The organism is Pseudomonas sp. Root562, assembly GCF_001427125.1.
Lineage (GTDB): Bacteria > Pseudomonadota > Gammaproteobacteria > Pseudomonadales > Pseudomonadaceae > Aquipseudomonas.
On sequence record NZ_LMGK01000020.1, the window covers coordinates 66954 to 82705 of the forward strand.

A 15752-nucleotide genomic window follows, 5' to 3' on the forward strand; every position below is an offset into this window, starting at 1 on the left:
GCGGTCATGCGACCAGTCAGGCCGCCGCGATTACCCAAGCAACGGATATACAACCACCTTCAAGGCGCGCCGAACCTCTCCAGATACGCCAACAGATCATCAATTTTCTCTTGATCACTGATCCCCCAGAAAATCATCCGCGTCCCCGACACCACAGCCTTCGGATCTTCGATATACGCCGCCAGTTTCTCCCGGGTCCAGACGATTCCAGATGATTTCATGGCCTCGGAGTACTGATAGTCCGTGGTACTCCCGGCAACTCGCCCGATCACATTGTTGAGCTGCGGCCCAAAAAACGCTCTCGCGGACTCCCCGACCTGATGGCAGCCACCGCACACTCGCTTGAACAGTTTGCCGCCCGCCTCGGCGTCCCCCGCCGCCTGCGCTTGCATGCTGAGCCATCCGAGGCTCAGGACGAGCGCCAACACCGCCGTTTTGTTCATGTACACCCCGTTCAACCGTCGCCTGCTATAAAAAATGCTCGCCATTTGAGCATGACCGGGATCGCTGGCATACCTGAGTATGAATCTTTAACACCTAGATGTTCGCCTGCCCAACCTATGCATGAGTGACGTGTTTTTTAAGCCAATTAAGATGGCTTGCTTGAATGTAAACAACCCCGTGACCCACCAGGTGAACATGATGAACACCCCCAAACTCGCGTTAGGCATTGCCCTCTTTTCGGCTCTCGGTTGCATCGCGGCGAACACTCAAGCGGCCGAAGCGGGAGCTACGACAACCGGTGCCGGCACCGCCGCCCACAACGTTGCCGAAGGCGCGCCCGACCGTATCAAGGAAAGACAACTGGCTGAAGGCGGCGCTGATCGCTTGCAAGAACGTCGACTTGCCGAGGGCGGCGCGGATCGCCTGCAAGAACGGCGGCTCGCCGAAGGTGGCGCGGATCGGCTACAGGAACGTCGACTTGCCGAAGGTGGTGCGGATCGTCTCCGAGAACGGCAACTGGCCTCGGACGGTTCCGATCGACTGAAGCAGAACAACGTCGCGGCGGGCTACAACTCGATGCGCGGCACACGTGTAGCAGAAGGCGGTTCCGACCGATTGCTGCACAACCATTACGCCGATGGCAGCAATGGTTACGATGCCAGCTCCGACGTCATGCCTTACTTCTGCATGGAATGTCGCTGAGCGGCAATTGAATCGCCTCAAACAGATACAGGAGCGAGCCTGCTCGCTCCTGCAGGGGTTGCGGTTTGGCTTCAATCCTTGAAGTCAGTGGACAGCGCCAGGTCTTTCCACTCGGCCAGTTCCTCGGCGACAAAGCGGTTCTTCGCTTCAATCCTCGCAATGGTGTCGCTGCCCAGCGCCAGACGTTGCGGTGGCTTCGGTGCATTGACCAGGGCGAGCATGGCCTCGGCGAATTTCACCGGATCACCCGGCTGCGCATGGTTGGCCGCCTCGGCATGCTTGCGCATCGCACCGACGGTTGCATCGTAGTCCGGCAGTTCCAGCGCGGTCTTTACCAGCGATTGTTCGTCGAGGAAATCCGTGCGGAAGAAGCCCGGTTCGACCACCGTGGCATGAATGCCCAGCGGCGCCAGTTCCTGATGCAGCGCTTCGGTAATGCCCTCCACCGCAAACTTGGTGGAACCATAGACCCCCCAACCCATGTAGGCCTGGTAGCCGCCAATCGAAGAGATGTTGATCACATGCCCGGCACGCTGGCGGCGCATGTGCGGCAGTACTGCACGCGTCACGTTGAGCACGCCGAACACGTTGGTGGCGAACAGTCGCTCGGTCTCGCTGGCGCTGGTTTCTTCGACTGCCCCCAACACGCCGAAACCGGCATTGTTGATCAGCACGTCGATGCGGCCAAAACGCTTGATGCCCTCGGCGACTGCCTGATGCGCTTCTTCTTCGCGAGTCACGTCCAGGCGCACAGCCAGCAGGTTTGGATGATCGCCCAGCCGGGCGATGATTTCTTCGGGTTTACGGGCGGTGGCAATCACCGCGTCGCCGGCACGCAGAGCCTGTTCTGCGATGAGGGTACCAAAACCACGGGAAGCTCCAGTAATCAACCAAGTACGCATTTCAACGCCTCCTGACAACGACCCGAGCGTGATTGCCGGGCCTTCTTGATGAGTTGACGCCACTGTAAAACTCGATTACTGATGTGATAATCCCAGCAATTTTGCATGGCTTTGTGAAAGGCACTCACAAATGAAAGTTCCTTCTGCGGCCGACCTTACGACCTTCCTCAGCGTGGCCACTCACCTGAACTTCAGCCGGGCGGCGGTGGAGCTGGGGTTGACGCCTTCCGCGCTGAGCCATTCGGTACGGACCCTGGAAAACCGGCTCGGTGTGCGGTTGTTCAATCGCACCACCCGCAGCGTCGGCCTGACCGAGGCGGGTGAACGTCTGTTCGCGCGATTGAAGCCCGCGTTTCGCGACATCGACGACGCCCTCGAAGACCTCAACAACTTTCGCGACAAACCCTCCGGCAACCTGCGAATCACCGCCGGCCGCCAGGCCGCGGAGTTGGTGCTGCTGCCCCTGGCCGCGAAATTTCTGCAAGCCTATCCGGACGTGAAGCTGGAGATCGTCGCCGATGACGGTCTGGTCGACGTGGTGTCGGAGGGGTTTCACGCCGGGGTGCGGTTCGGTGCGCGTCTTGAAGCTGATATGGTATCGCTGCCCATCGGTGCCTACATGCGTTCGGTGGTGGTGGCCTCGCCCGAATTCTTCAAGCAACATGCCATTCCGCAAAAACCCGAGGACTTGCATGGCCTGCCATGCATCCGCCATCGCTTCCCCAGTGGTTCGCTGTATCGCTGGGAGTTCGAACGGGGCGGCATCGCCCAGGAAATCGAAATCGACGGGCCGCTGACCTTAGGCGACGTCAGCCTGATGGTCGGCCCGGCGCTGCAGGGCGTCGGTTTGGCTTACGTTTTCGAAGAGATGGTCAAGGTGCCTGTCGCCGACGGCCGGCTGATCCAGGTGCTGGGCGATTGGTGCCCCTACTACCCGGGCCTGCACCTGTACTACCCGAGCCGACGGCATGTGCCGGCGACGCTCAAAGCCTTCATCGAATTTGCTCGCGCTGCCCGGGAGCAGCATCCGGGCTGACGCAGCCGACAGAAAAAAATCATTAACCCCGACTGAGAGAAAAACCGATGGTCACCTGCTACCTCAAATATGTGCTGGACCCGTACAAGCTCGAAGCGTTCGAGCACTACGGGAAATTGTGGATACCGCTGGTGGAGAAATTCGGCGGCCAGCATCACGGCTACTTCTTGCCGTCCGAAGGTGCCAACAATATCGCCATGGCCCTGTTCACTTTCCCGAGCCTGGCGGCTTACGAAAGCTATCGGCAACAGTCCATGAGCGATCCGGAGTGCATCGCCGCGTTCAAATACGCCGAAGAGACCCGCTGCATCCTCAGCTATGAGCGCAGCTTCTTGCGCCCGGTGTTCGGCACCCCGGTGTAAATAACCGGCAGACGATTGTCGGCGTCACCGTCCCTTGGAGGGCGTCGACAGCCCCGGGCTCAACCTTGGTGCAGATCGAGGCAGTAGGTGTAGTAACCGCCATCGCGTACATAACCCAAAGACTCATACAAACGCTGGGCGCTGAAGTTATCGGTAGCGGTTTCCAGGGTCATGCCCTTGGCACCGCTCAACCGGGCAAAGTCGCGGGCGGTGTTCATCAGCAGCGTACCGACGCCTTTGCCCCGAGCGTCCGGTGTGGTGAACAGGTCGCCAAGCAACCAGGTGCGGTGCGCGTCGATTGAGGAAAATGTCGGGAACATTTGCACGAAACCCAATGCTGCTCCGTCGCTGTCTACGGCAATGAAGATCACCGATTCGTCCCGGACAATACGCTCGGCGATGAAGTCACGGGACTGAGGCAGGTGTGTTGGCTGACGGTAAAAAACCCGGTAGGCGTCGAACAATGGGGCAATGATATCGATGTGGGATGCGTCGGCGCGCAGGGCCTGGATAGCCATGAGGATGCTCCATTGCGGTCTCGAGGATTAACAGCCTAGCAGCCCATGATCACCTGTAGGAGCAAAGCTTGCTCGCGATGACGGCGCCACACTCAGCACAGATGTTGACTGCAAGACTGCTATCGCGAGCAAGCTTTGCTCCTACCGGTTGCGTGACCTGTGGAGGTGAAGTGCGATTCAAGCCATTATGAAGTGATGGGTCATCAAGGAGCCGTTGCCGATGTCGCGTTTTCCCGGTCTGTGGATGCTATGCCTGAGCCTTGCGCTGCCGTGCATGGCTGACGAGTCGAAACCTGAACACATGGTGTATCTGCGCAACGTCGATCCCGGCATTGAGCAGGACATCCGGTATGCCGGCGCCCATAACTTCACCGGTCATGCGCTGGATGGCTATCAGGCAGCCGAGTGCCTGTTGGCGGCGGATGCAGCCAAAGCGCTGTCACGGGTGCAATCGGCGCTCAAGGCCGAGGGCTACGGCCTGAAAGTCTTCGACTGCTACCGCCCCCGTCGTGCCGTGGCCGACATGGGACGTTTCGCCAACGAACCGGGCGACCCGCGCAAGGCCGAATTCTACCCGCGGGTAGACAAGCAGGACTTCTGGCGCCTGGGTTACGTGGCGCGGGTCTCCAACCATTCACGGGGCGGCACCGTCGACCTGACCATGACCGGCCCCGGTGCACTGCCCGCAGACAACTGGACACCTGCCGCCACACCGGTCGATTGCACCGCCGACGTTGGCCAGCGCTGGCACGACGGCGCGGTCGACATGGGCACCGGGTTCGATTGTTTTGATGAACGTGCCCATACTGACTCTCCATTGATCAGCGCGGCGGCCAGGGACAATCGCCAGCGACTCAGCCGTGCCATGGAAAAGGAAGGGTTTACCGGCTACGCCAACGAGTGGTGGCACTTCACGTATACCCGGGACCCGTCATTGAAGACTGTCATGGACTTCCCCATTACCCCGCTTGCGCCATGAACAATCTGATCAAGGCCTGGTCGTTTCTGGTGCTGTTGCTGCCCGCTGCAGTCGTGGCCCAGGTACTCGACGACAGCGATCAGCTGATTGTGGTCACCAGCAAAAACTGGGATGCCATCCAGGGCATCGCGCAACGCTATGAACGGCACGGCGACAGCTTTGAAAAATTCGAAGCGGCGTTTCCCGTGGTGCTCGGAAAACACGGCATGGGCTGGGGCAAAGGCATGATTGTCGTGAAGGACCCCTCGGGACCGGTAAAACAGGAAGGCGATGGCAAGGCCCCGGCCGGTGTGTTCAAACTGGGAACCGCGTTCGGCTATGACACCTCTGCCGCCACCCGCCTGCCGTATCTCGCACTGACGCAAACCCTCGAATGCGTGGATGACAGCCAGTCGTCGCGCTACAACCAACTGGTCGACAACGGGACACTCGTCGGGGACTGGACCAGCGCCGAACGCATGCGCCGCAAAGACGATTTGTATCGCCAGGGCATTTTCATCGAACACAACACACCGGCCATCCCCGGCGCAGGCTCGTGCATCTTCCTGCACATCTGGCGCGGCCAGACGACACCGACCCGAGGCTGCACTGCAATGGCCGCGGAAGACATCGCGCGGTTGTTCAACTGGCTCGACCCGCGCCGTTCCCCACTGCTGGTGCAATTGCCCGAGGCACAGTACGAGCAGTGGCGTGAACACTGGAAGCTTCCGCCTCGCTGACCAAAGGACTGCACTTTGCCTGGCGCAGCTTTGCTGCAGTTTCCACGAACGGCATGACGATCAGGCTGTAGAGGGTCAGGTAACGCTCGTCCGCTTCACCGGTGCCAAACCGGATGGATTCGGGTTTTGACTGCGTGACGTAGAGCGTGCCGAACATCCAGTCCCAGAGCGACAAGTTGACCCCGTAGTTTTTGTTGAAGTGTCGAGGCGCATCGCTGTGATGAATCTGGTGTTGCGCCGGGCTGTTCAGCACATGCTCGACTACCGGTCCGAACGAAAGCCAGACATGACTGTGCCGCAGGTTTGCCGCCAGCGCATTGAGGATGAACACCATGTAGGTCACACCAAACAGTGTGTAGCGGCTGATCTCCCCGCCACAGGCATACCAGAAGACACCGGCGAAGGCGCTGATGAAAACGATATCAATCAACCGCCCGACTATTATCTCGCTGAAATGCACGCGACTGGCCGTCACCGGAACCAGCACCGACGCCGAATGATGAACCTTGTGAAACGCCCACAGATAACGGGAATGAAAGGCACGATGTACCCAGTAATGAATGCAGTCCTGTAGCAAAAATACGCCCAGCCCGTAGAGCAAGGACAGCGCCAGATGTTCCTCCATCTGCACCCGTGCGCCCCACAGGTGCGTGAAAAAACGGATGTAATCGCCGGAACTCAGAACATACGGATCAACCAGCCCGACCACGGGCACGACCAGCATGACCTTGAGGATCGCCCGCACAAAGTAATAGCGGTAATCGAGCAATGCCGAAGGATGAAAATGCACACGGTTGCCGCCGATGAATTGCCAGAACGTACGCGCATTGGTCAGGCCACGGGGCTTCCTGAAACGGAACAACCCATAGGCAACGACATAGGAGATGAAAAGGAATGCCACACAGAGGCGGCCATTGAGGTCGAACAGACCGAGGAACCGCTCGCTGACAGGCGCGATCACCCAGCGAAACAGGTATTGGTAGAACGGTGCGAGAACATCCATGAACGGCTGCCCCCTTTCGAAGCAAGTACGTTGTTGGCCAGATTGGAAATGGGTGAAACCCTGTGAGTGACAAGTCCATTTCCGACCAACATCCGTTCATCACATCCAGGCGCACGAGCCCGATGACCTGTGCCTTCCCGGTTTGCACCGTACCATCGAGTGCAGACGCTATTGCGGATGTATCTTATTCAGGCTTTTGTGTTTCGGCAACAGGCGTGCCTGCCTGTTTTGCGATAGTCGCGTCTCACAGCAACGCACTGCTCATGGATATCTTCGGTTCGCCCTGAGTTGTGCGACCTGATGCGTCAATCAAGACCGGGGACCTGTAGGAGCGAGCCTGCTCGCGATGAGGGTGGCACATTCACCGTCTGCAGCGACTGACACACCACCATCGCGAGCCTGCTAGCGCCTTCAGGGAGATTCGGTTTTTTCAGAAGTGAATTTCGGCAGCCGGGATCACATCGATCCGCGCTACCGAGCCGGTCAAGTGCGCCAGATCCTTGTTGTGCTCGGCAATGATGTCTTCGGCGGTGAGGTTACCGTTGTCGACGGTGGAGTGTGCATCCGCCGCCAGTACCACGTCGTAACCCAGTTTCAATGCCTGGCGCACGGTGGCGTTGACGCAGTAATCGGTTTGCAGCCCGCAGATGACCAAGCGATCGAAATCCTGCACCGGCAGCAGTTTTTGCAGGTTGGTCTGGTAGAACGAATCACCGGTGGTCTTGCGTACGCGCCAATCCGTGGCCGCAGTCGCCAAGCCTTCAGCCAGTTGCCAGCCAGCGGTGTCATGAGCAAAAGGACTGCCCTCTTCTTCTTCGTGCTGGATAATCACCACCGGAGCTCCGGCATTGCGCGCACGCGCAGAAAGCTCGTTGATGGTATCGATGACACGCCCGATCTCGAAGCACTCGTATTCGCCTGAACACAGAGCCTGCTGGACGTCGATGATTAACAATGCGGTGGTCATGATTCCTTCCTTGAACATTCAGAGTGGCAGGGGACGAACATAAGTCCGTCCCCCCTCGAACACAACCCTCAGTAACCCAGCGACAAGCCGGTGTTACGCCGCGGATCGTTGGCCCCGTAGAAACGGTTCTTGCCCACCGGTTTGCCATCCAGTGACGGCGCGCCAACCAGGATCGCCGCCAGGTGGTTGGCATCCTGCGGGCCGGCAAATTTGTGGCCCCAGCTTTCGAGGATCTTCACCGTATCCGGGCTGGTGGTGAACGTTTCCAGGTTGGTTTCCTCCGGAAGCCACTGCTGGTGGAATCGCGGTGCATCGACCGCTTCCTGGATGTTCATGCCGTAGTCGATGACGTTGAGCATGGTCAGCAGAGTGGCCGTGATGATCCGGCTGCCACCCGGCGTACCCACCACCATCACCACTTTGCCGTCCTTGGTGACGATGGTCGGGCTCATGGACGACAACGGCGCCTTGCCCGGCGCGATGGCATTGGCCTCGCCCTGCACCAGGCCGTACATGTTGGGCACGCCGATCTTCGAGGTGAAGTCGTCCATTTCATCGTTGAGGATGACCCCGGTCTTGCTGGCCATGACCCCGGCGCCGAACCAGTCGTTGAGGGTGTAGGTCACCGACACCGCGTTGCCCCATTTGTCGACGATCGAGTAATGGGTGGTGTTGCTGCCTTCGTGGGGCGCTACGCCAGGCTTGAGGTCCTTCGACACCCCGGCCTTCTGCGGGCTGATCGCTTCGCGCAGCTTGGTCGCGTAGTTTTTGTCGAGCAGATGGGCGATCGGGTTTTTGACGAAATCCGGATCCCCCAGGTAGCTGTTGCGGTCGACGTAAGCGTGGCGCATCGCTTCGATCTGGTAGTGCATGCCCTGGGCCGAGTGATAGCCCAGGTCCTTCATCGGATAGCCTTCGAGGATGTTCATGATCTGGCAGATCACTACGCCGCCAGAACTCGGTGGCGGTGCCGACACCACGTGGTAACCGCGGTAGTCGCATTCGATCGGCGCCAGTTCGCGGGTCTTGTATTTGTCGAGGTCGGCCTGGGTGATGATGCCTTTGTTGGCCTGGCTGGACGTGACGATGGCGTCGGCCACCCAGCCTTTGTAGAAGCCGTCGGCGCCCTTCTCGGAAATTTCCCGCAGGGTTTTGCCGAGGTCCTTTTGCACCAGCTTTTGCCCGACCTGCATTGGCTCGCCGTTGCTGAGGAAAATCGCGCCGGAATCCTTGATATCCTTCTTGAACACGTCGGTGGCGTATTCCAGCAACTCGACATCACCCTGTTCCAGCACGAAACCGTCTTCCGCGAGTTTGATCGCCGGGGCAATGACTTCCTTGCGCGGTTTGGTGCCGTATTTGCTCAAGGCCAGTTCCATGCCGGAAACAGTGCCCGGCACGCCGACAGCCAGGTGACCACGGGTGCTCAGGTCCGGCACGACGTTGCCGTCCTTGTCGAGGTACATGTCGGCAGTGGCAGCCAAGGGGGCTTTTTCGCGGAAGTCGAGGAAGGTCTTGCGCCCGTCGGCCAGTTGAATGGTCATGAAACCACCACCGCCCAGATTACCCGCCGCCGGATACACCACGGCCAGTGCGTAACCCACCGCGACAGCGGCGTCGACCGCGTTGCCGCCATTTTTCAGAACATCAACGCCCACGTGGCTGGCCAGGTGCTGAGCGGTGACCACCATGCCGTTTTCAGCGGCGACCGGGGCCACAGAGGCCGCGTTGGCCGTCAGACAGCTGAGCGCCAATGAGGTCGCTATCAGCGTTTTGGCAAAAGGTTCGTACTTCATGAGTCGGTCTCTTCTTGTTTTAAAGTCGGAAAATTCGTCAAAAGCAGTAGCCAAGTATGGTCGGGATTGCGCATTGCGCCTCCCTTGAGAAGCAGTATCCTTAACGCCTGTTCAACAATCAGACGGGGCTAGCGCCATGACTTTCAAATGCACCACCCTGGCTTCCCCGGTTGGCGAATTGAAGCTGGTGGCGAACGGTTCGAGACTGGTGGCCATCCTCTGGGAAAACGACAGACCGGGCCGAGTGCGCCTGGGACCGATGAGCGAAGCGCCGGACTCTCCGATCCTGATACGTGCCGCCGCGCAACTGCGCGAGTATTTCGCCGGCACACGCCGAAGCTTCGATCTGGAGCTGGATTTTTCCGGAACGGAATTTCAAAAGCAGGTTTGGGCAGCGCTACTGAGCATCCCGTTTGGCGAGACTCGCAGCTACAGCCAGATTGCCGAACAGATCGGCAACCCGACCGCGGTAAGGGCGGTTGGAGCGGCGAATGGCAAGAACCCGCTATCGATCATTGCACCGTGCCATCGGGTAATCGGTGCGTCGGGAAAATTGACCGGTTTTGCCGGGGGGCTGGAAGCGAAAGAACTGCTATTGACGCTGGAGGGCGGACATTGGCCCGCCACAGCGCGCCCGCCTGGCTTCTAATCCTTTAGGAGCGAGCCTGCTCGCGATGGTCTTCAACGATAACGCGGGAAATCTGAATCCCCGCGGTGTTTGCGAATCCATCGCGAGCAGGCTCGCTCCTACAGGGGGGAGCAATACCTCAGGAGAGCTGCGCCTGGTATTCCTTCTCGTATTGTCCTGCCAGCGCTTCTTTCTGCTTGTCGTCGAGCAACTTACCAGCCATCTGGAAGAACTTCTGCTCTTCCTCCTTGAGATGGTGATGAACCTTTTCCGACAGCTTCTTGGCGGTCGCGAGCCAGGCCGGGCTGGACATCTCGGTCTCGTCCAGTTCCTCCATCATTTCGTCCATTTCGTGATGTTCGGCAATCGCATGGCGGCTGAGGTCGACGCCGTTATCGAACTCCATCAGCGGGATGTAGAAATGCCGCTCTTCAGCGGTTTCATGGGCCTGGAGTTCAGCCTTGAGCTGTTTGTACGCCTCGACCCGCTCGGGGGTGTCGCCACTGGTCTGGATCAGCGCCTTGGCATAGGTACGCTGGCGTTCATGGCTTTCGCGCAAGGCTTCGAAAATATTCACGGATTGTCCTCATCGGTCGCGTTCGGGAAGACGCGTCTTAATCAGTGACATCCGCGCGCGGGCGACGGTTCCACCCGCGTTGCGCTGATGGAACATTGCCGTCGAGCACGATAGGCTGAGTGTTCACAGCCATAAGGATATAGCCATGACCCTGCGTATCGAACGCAAGACCAACCCCAGCAACGAAGAGCGCGAGGCGATCCTCGTGCCGCTGCGCGCCTACAATGCTTCGAAATCAGCCAGCCCGCCGCCGGAACACATCGCGTTGCTGGTACGCGATGACAACGATCAGATTGTTGGCGGAGTTTACGCCCGGTTGTTTTATCAATGGTTGTTCATCGACCTGCTGGCGGTGCCGGAACAGGCCCGTGGCCAGGGCATGGGCACGAAGCTGATGGAGATGGCCGAAGACCTGGCCCGGGAAAAGGAATGCGTCGGCCTGTGGCTGGAAACCTTTGAATTCCAGGCACCGGAGTTCTACAGGAAATGCGGCTACAGCGAAGTCGGACACATCGCCGACTACCCGCCGGGACACAAGCACTTTTTCTTCCAGAAGCGCTTGAGCTACTGACCAACACAACGCCCGTAGGAGCAAAGCTTGCTCGCGATGGTCATGACGCGGTTTCTCAGGAACACCGCGTTATCGTTCATCGCGAGCAAGCTTTGCTCCTACGGTTGGATTGCATCAACTCACAGACAAGTGGCCAATGCCGCCAACCGGCGTTTGGCGACGAAGTCGTCCTGTTGCGCGTAGTAGCTCAACACCGTGCCCGAGGCATCGGTGGTCACGTCCACAAAAGACTCCGCGGAACGGGTGTAGACCGTAGTGCCGCCCTTCTCGGCCGGTTCCAGGTACGCAGCAGCGTCAACACCGAATACCGTTTCGTCCTGCCACGAAAACTGCACACACTGGGCGACGTCTTTCGCCGGTTTGTCCGAGTTCAGGGTTTTGTACGGGGCTTTGGTGCGCGCATCGTTCATTGCCGAGCCCGCGCATCCCGCCAGCAAGGTAGCGGCCAGCGCCACCATCAGAATTCGCATTGCATTCACTCATCAGGAAAAAGCGGACTGTATCACCGTGGCACAGGGTATCGTTCTGCTTTACTGCATTTATAACGCGACACCACGCGACGATTCGCGCACCCTGTCGCGCCATGACGCTGCATCGCACCTTGACTGGAAGCCCAATGATCCCCAACGCCGAGTTTTACAAACCGACCACTGAATACGCTGACAAACTGATCAGCCAGATAGGCCAGACGCCCTCCTGGATCGCCAAGCGGATCGGCGTCACCGACAAGCGGATTCGATACATCCTCGACGGTGAGAGGACCGTCAAAGGCGAAACCACGCCGATCCAGATGACCTACACCGAGCAGTTTGCCCTCGAATGTCTGGCGGCAGCGGCCAAGGCCAGCAAGAAACAGTCTTCGTAATCCGTTCCCGAGGAGTGACCATGGCGGCATCCGAGCTGCAACATGAACAGGCATTGAACAGGTTTCTCGATGAACGCCCCGAACTGCGCATCGAACTGGACAACCTCAACCCGTTGCTGGCCCAGGCCAAAGGCGAGACCCTCGCGCAGTTTCGCGAGGAGCGTTTGCATGAAGCCTTCGAAGCCGAAGCCGAGCGCCTTGGTTTGTTTGCCTGGGAACTGACCCTGCAATTGACCTCTGCCACACCGCAGGAATACGAGGCCCAGCGCCTTGAGGTGCACCGGGAGGTCGCGGAAATGGCCGGCATGGACTGGCTGGAGTATTGCGACTTGTACGGGATAAAATCCTGACCACCGCTCAAGGACGCCATCGCCCATGCTGCCTTCCGCCTCCAGAACTCACGCCAGCCCCGGCCACCTGCACACACAGAAATGGCGCGGGCGCATCGGCCTGAGCCTGGTGGCCATGCTTTCGGTATTGGCCGGCATGACCGACGCTATCGGTTTCATGGCCAGCGGCGATTTTGTTTCGTTCATGAGTGGCAACACCACACGCATGGCCGTCGCGATCAGCGCCGGTGACCTGGGTTTGACCTTGCGTCTGGTGATCCTCGTCGCCACGTTCATCCTCGGTAACGCGCTGGGGATTATCGTCAGTCGCTGGGGTGGTCGCCGGGCGCTGCCTTTGATGTTGTGCATTGCCGCCCTGCTCTGCGCTGCAGCGGCATGGCCATACGACACGCAAATGCCGGCCTTGCTTGCGGCGATCATCGCGATGGGCATGCTCAACGCCGCGGTGGAACAGGTCAATGGTTTGCCGGTCGGCCTGACCTACGTCACCGGTGCCCTGTCGCGTTTCGGGCGTGGGTTGGGACGCTGGCTGCTTGGCGAACGACGCGACGGCTGGCGGGTGCAATTGATCCCCTGGACCGGCATGTTTGCCGGCGCAATACTCGGTGCGGTGCTGGAACACCACTTTGGGCTCAAGGCGCTGTTTGCCAGTGGTTTGCTGGCGGCGGCGCTGGGGGTGTTGTCGCTGAGGATTCCGCGGCGTTGGCAGTTGGGCTACATGCCACGCTGAATTTTGTATCGCCCGCTCTGGTCTCATCGCTGGCAAGCCAGCTCCCACAGGGATTTGTGAAATGATTGAGATTGTAGTGTCACTACATAACCTGTGGGAGCTGGCTTGCCAGCGATAAGGTCCGCACAGGCGACATCGACTTAGCCCCTGCGCCGATAAAGCTTTATCATGGCCGCAGTTTCGCTGATCGAGTCCGTCATGAAGTTCGCAATCGCCGTGTTTTCCGCCGCCCATGCGCCCTCCTCGCGCCGCGCCTTGCTGTTCGCCCAAGCGGCGCTGGCCGGTGGGCACGAGATTGTCCGGCTGTTTTTCTACCAGGATGGCGTCCACAACGCGTCCGGCAGCGTAGTGACGCCGCAGGATGAGCAGGACTTGCCAAAACAATGGCGTGCTTTTGTCAGCGAGCAAAAACTCGATGGCGTGGTGTGCATCGCCGCCGCCCTGCGCCGGGGTGTGTTGAACGAGGAAGAAGCCAAACGCTATCAACGCGAAGCTGTCGCCGTCGGCGCACCGTGGGAATTGTCCGGCCTCGGCCAATTGCATGATGCGGTGCAAGACGCCGACCGCCTGATCTGTTTCGGAGGCGCCTGACATGGCCAAATCCTTGTTGATCATCAGCCGTCAGGCACCGTGGTCCGGCCCCGGTGCCCGGGAAGCGCTGGACATCGTGCTGGCCGGCGGCGCTTTCGATCTGCCGATCGGCTTGCTGTTTCTCGATGACGGCGTGTTCCAGCTCGCGACGAAACAAGACGCCAAGGCTTTGCAACAGAAAGACTTGAGCGCCAACCTGCAGGCCTTGCCGATGTTCGGCGTTGAAGAACTGTTTGTCTGCGCCGACAGCACGGCGCAGCGCGGGCTGGACCCGAGCGCTCTATCGCTGAAAGAAGCCCGGGTGCTGGCTGCCAACGAAATCACCGCCCTTATTGACCGATACGACCAGGTGATCACTCTCTGATGTCGACTTTGCATGTGTTGTCTCATTCCCCTTTCGGCGACGAACGCCTGAACAGTTGCCTGCGGTTGATCGGCAGCAATGACGCACTGCTGCTGTCCGGCGACGCGGCCTATGCCTTGCAACCGGGCACCGCGCCGTTCACCACGCTGCATGCCCGCGGCCTGCAACTGTATGTCCTGGCCGAAGATGCCCAGGCCCGCGCCATCGACGTTCCGGATTGGGCCAATGCCATCGATTACCCGGCCTTCGTCGAACTGTCGCTGCGCCACGACAAGGTCAACAGTTGGCTATGAATGCACTGACGGTCGGCGCACGCGCCATCGAATTGGACAAAGACGGTTTTCTGCTCGAACTGAGCGACTGGTCGGCTGAAGTCGCCTGTGCCCTGGCGGCTGCGGAAGACATCGAGCTGAGCGCCGAACACTGGGAAATCCTCGAACTGCTGCGCAGTTTCTACGCCGAATTCCAGCTGTCGCCCGCCACCCGCCCACTGATCAAATACACCGCATTGAAGCTCGGTCCGGAAAAAGGCAACAGCCTGCACCTGAACCGATTGTTCAAAGGCACCCCCGCCAAACTCGCCGCGAAACTGGCGGGCCTGCCCAAACCGACGAATTGCTTATGACCGACTATCCAGCGCTGACCCTTGAAACACCTGCCGAGCACCCATTCGCCCAGTTCGTGCGGATTCTCGGCAAAGGCAAACGCGGCGCCCGCGACCTGACGCGCTCGGAAGCCCGCGAAGCCATGGGCATGGTGCTTGATGAGAAGGTCGAGGAAACCCAACTCGGCGCGTTCCTGATGCTGTTGCGGCATAAAGAAGAAAGCGCCGAGGAAATGGCCGGGTTCACCGAGGCTTTGCGCGAGCGCCTGCAAGCGCCGGCATTGGCGGTGGATCTGGACTGGCCGACCTACGCCGGCAAAAAGCGCCATTTGCCATGGTATCTGTTGGCCGCCAAATGCCTTTCGCAGAACGGCGTGCGGATTTTCATGCACGGTGGCGGCGCGCACACCGCGGGCCGGCTGTACAGCGAGCAATTGCTGGATGAGCTGCAGATTCCGTTGTGCCGCAACTGGCAGCAGGTCGGCACGGCTCTGGACAACGGTGGCCTGGCGTTCATGCCGCTGGTGGACTGGGCACCGCAACTGCAACGGATGATCGACCTGCGCAACACCCTCGGGCTGCGTTCGCCGATCCATTCGCTGGCGCGGATTCTCAATCCGCTGGGGGCCCGCTGCGGCTTGCAAAGTATCTTCCACCCCGGTTATCAAGCCGTGCATCGTGATGCCAGCGGTCTGCTCGGCGACACCGCCATCGTGGTCAAGGGAGACGGCGGCGAGATCGAGATCAACCCGGACGCCGACAGCCACTTGTACGGCACCACCGGCGGCGCAAGCTGGGATGAGGAATGGCCGCAGCTGTCGAGCCAGCGTCACGTCAAACCTTCCAGTCTCGACCCTGCACACCTCAAGGCCGTATGGCGCGGCGATGTGGTCGACAGCTACCCGCAAATGGCCCTGATCGCGACCATGGCTTTGGCCTTGCGCGGCCTCGGCCAGAGTCGTGAACAAGCATTCGAAACGGCTGAAAAATACTGGAACGCCCGGGATAAATCGATTTAATCGATCATTGACGCCCGAACTTTGC

The 15752-nt window shown here is 59.6% G+C and carries 23 protein-coding genes; 15 read left to right on the forward strand and 8 right to left on the reverse strand.

From position 1 onward, the window contains the following. Window positions 1-59: 59 nt before the first annotated feature. Window positions 60-443 (reverse strand): c-type cytochrome, encoded by a 384-nt coding sequence (locus ASD60_RS14015; protein WP_056854886.1) that lies wholly within the window; start codon window positions 441-443, stop codon window positions 60-62. A gap of 199 nt (window positions 444-642) precedes the next feature. Here ASD60_RS14015 and ASD60_RS14020 point away from each other — a divergent pair, with 199 nt between their 5' ends. Further along, window positions 643-1146, forward strand: a complete 504-nt coding sequence (locus ASD60_RS14020) for a phage infection protein (RefSeq protein WP_236708464.1) — start codon at window positions 643-645, stop codon at window positions 1144-1146. A 71-nt stretch (window positions 1147-1217) separates the two neighbouring features. Here ASD60_RS14020 and ASD60_RS14025 read toward each other — a convergent pair whose 3' ends face one another. Continuing rightward, window positions 1218-2048: an oxidoreductase gene (locus ASD60_RS14025; protein WP_056854578.1), complete on the reverse strand. Its 831-nt coding sequence runs from the start codon at window positions 2046-2048 to the stop codon at window positions 1218-1220. Between the two features lie 130 nt (window positions 2049-2178). Between ASD60_RS14025 and ASD60_RS14030 the strand changes: the two genes are divergently transcribed. Further along, window positions 2179-3084: a LysR family transcriptional regulator gene (locus tag ASD60_RS14030; protein WP_056854579.1), complete on the forward strand. Its 906-nt coding sequence runs from the start codon at window positions 2179-2181 to the stop codon at window positions 3082-3084. A 47-nt stretch (window positions 3085-3131) separates the two neighbouring features. Continuing rightward, window positions 3132-3446: an NIPSNAP family protein gene (locus ASD60_RS14035; RefSeq protein ID WP_056854580.1), complete on the forward strand. Its 315-nt coding sequence runs from the start codon at window positions 3132-3134 to the stop codon at window positions 3444-3446. 59 nt (window positions 3447-3505) lie between these two features. On the opposite strand, the gene ASD60_RS14040 is transcribed toward ASD60_RS14035, so the two are convergent. Next, window positions 3506-3964, reverse strand: a complete 459-nt coding sequence (locus ASD60_RS14040; protein WP_056854581.1) for a GNAT family N-acetyltransferase — start codon at window positions 3962-3964, stop codon at window positions 3506-3508. 220 nt (window positions 3965-4184) lie between these two features. On the opposite strand from ASD60_RS14040, the gene ASD60_RS14045 reads away from it, so the two are divergent. Continuing rightward, window positions 4185-4943 (forward strand): M15 family metallopeptidase, encoded by a 759-nt coding sequence (locus ASD60_RS14045; protein WP_056854582.1) that lies wholly within the window; start codon window positions 4185-4187, stop codon window positions 4941-4943. Next, window positions 4940-5662 (forward strand): L,D-transpeptidase family protein, encoded by a 723-nt coding sequence (locus ASD60_RS14050; protein ID WP_056854583.1) that lies wholly within the window; start codon window positions 4940-4942, stop codon window positions 5660-5662. Before ASD60_RS14045 ends, ASD60_RS14050 begins: the two co-directional genes overlap by 4 nt. On the opposite strand, the gene ASD60_RS14055 is transcribed toward ASD60_RS14050, so the two are convergent. The 3 genes from ASD60_RS14055 to ggt all read right to left on the reverse strand — a co-directional run bounded on the left by ASD60_RS14055 (window position 5565) and on the right by ggt (window position 9428). After that, window positions 5565-6665: a sterol desaturase family protein gene (locus tag ASD60_RS14055; RefSeq protein WP_056854584.1), complete on the reverse strand. Its 1101-nt coding sequence runs from the start codon at window positions 6663-6665 to the stop codon at window positions 5565-5567. The genes ASD60_RS14050 and ASD60_RS14055 overlap by 98 nt on opposite strands. Before the next feature lie 430 nt (window positions 6666-7095). Next, a complete protein-coding gene (locus ASD60_RS14060; RefSeq protein WP_056854585.1) occupies window positions 7096-7632 on the reverse strand; it encodes a cysteine hydrolase family protein in 537 nt (178 codons plus the stop codon). Between the two features lie 68 nt (window positions 7633-7700). Then, window positions 7701-9428, reverse strand: a complete 1728-nt coding sequence (ggt, locus tag ASD60_RS14065; RefSeq protein WP_056854586.1) for a gamma-glutamyltransferase — start codon at window positions 9426-9428, stop codon at window positions 7701-7703. A 136-nt stretch (window positions 9429-9564) separates the two neighbouring features. Here ggt and ASD60_RS14070 point away from each other — a divergent pair, with 136 nt between their 5' ends. Next, the gene (locus ASD60_RS14070) at window positions 9565-10077 is read left to right on the forward strand and encodes a methylated-DNA--[protein]-cysteine S-methyltransferase (protein WP_056854587.1); all 513 of its coding nucleotides are present in this window, start codon (window positions 9565-9567) and stop codon (window positions 10075-10077) included. 118 nt (window positions 10078-10195) lie between these two features. Here ASD60_RS14070 and ASD60_RS14075 read toward each other — a convergent pair whose 3' ends face one another. After that, the gene (locus ASD60_RS14075; RefSeq protein ID WP_056854588.1) at window positions 10196-10633 is read right to left on the reverse strand and encodes a hemerythrin domain-containing protein; all 438 of its coding nucleotides are present in this window, start codon (window positions 10631-10633) and stop codon (window positions 10196-10198) included. 145 nt (window positions 10634-10778) lie between these two features. On the opposite strand from ASD60_RS14075, the gene ASD60_RS14080 reads away from it, so the two are divergent. Further along, window positions 10779-11204, forward strand: coding sequence for a GNAT family N-acetyltransferase (locus ASD60_RS14080; protein WP_056854589.1), 426 nt, complete (start codon window positions 10779-10781; stop codon window positions 11202-11204). A gap of 119 nt (window positions 11205-11323) precedes the next feature. Here the strand turns inward: ASD60_RS14080 and ASD60_RS14085 are convergent, their stop codons facing one another. Further along, entirely contained in the window at window positions 11324-11674 is a 351-nt protein-coding gene (locus ASD60_RS14085; RefSeq protein WP_056854590.1) for a hypothetical protein, read from the reverse strand. Between the two features lie 146 nt (window positions 11675-11820). On the opposite strand from ASD60_RS14085, the gene ASD60_RS14090 reads away from it, so the two are divergent. The 8 genes from ASD60_RS14090 (at window position 11821) to ASD60_RS14125 (ending at window position 15727) form a co-directional block, all read left to right on the forward strand. Continuing rightward, on the forward strand, window positions 11821-12069 hold the full coding sequence (locus ASD60_RS14090) for a hypothetical protein (RefSeq protein ID WP_056854591.1): 249 nt from the start codon (window positions 11821-11823) through the stop codon (window positions 12067-12069). 20 nt (window positions 12070-12089) lie between these two features. Beyond that, window positions 12090-12419, forward strand: a complete 330-nt coding sequence (locus tag ASD60_RS14095) for a DUF6388 family protein (RefSeq protein ID WP_056854592.1) — start codon at window positions 12090-12092, stop codon at window positions 12417-12419. Between the two features lie 25 nt (window positions 12420-12444). Then, complete coding sequence (locus ASD60_RS14100) at window positions 12445-13149, forward strand: YoaK family protein (RefSeq protein WP_056854593.1); 705 nt, start codon at window positions 12445-12447, stop codon at window positions 13147-13149. A gap of 198 nt (window positions 13150-13347) precedes the next feature. After that, window positions 13348-13740 (forward strand): sulfurtransferase complex subunit TusD, encoded by a 393-nt coding sequence (gene tusD / locus ASD60_RS14105; protein WP_056854888.1) that lies wholly within the window; start codon window positions 13348-13350, stop codon window positions 13738-13740. Window position 13741: 1 nt separating this feature from the next. Then, window positions 13742-14104, forward strand: a complete 363-nt coding sequence (gene tusC, locus ASD60_RS14110; protein ID WP_056854594.1) for a sulfurtransferase complex subunit TusC — start codon at window positions 13742-13744, stop codon at window positions 14102-14104. Further along, complete coding sequence (gene tusB, locus ASD60_RS14115) at window positions 14104-14397, forward strand: sulfurtransferase complex subunit TusB (RefSeq protein ID WP_056854595.1); 294 nt, start codon at window positions 14104-14106, stop codon at window positions 14395-14397. Before tusC ends, tusB begins: the two co-directional genes overlap by 1 nt. Beyond that, window positions 14394-14729, forward strand: a complete 336-nt coding sequence (locus ASD60_RS14120) for a TusE/DsrC/DsvC family sulfur relay protein (protein ID WP_056854596.1) — start codon at window positions 14394-14396, stop codon at window positions 14727-14729. The genes tusB and ASD60_RS14120 overlap by 4 nt, the downstream gene beginning before the upstream one ends. Further along, a complete protein-coding gene (locus ASD60_RS14125; RefSeq protein WP_056854597.1) occupies window positions 14726-15727 on the forward strand; it encodes a glycosyl transferase family protein in 1002 nt (333 codons plus the stop codon). Before ASD60_RS14120 ends, ASD60_RS14125 begins: the two co-directional genes overlap by 4 nt. The last annotated feature ends 25 nt before the right edge of the window (window positions 15728-15752 follow it).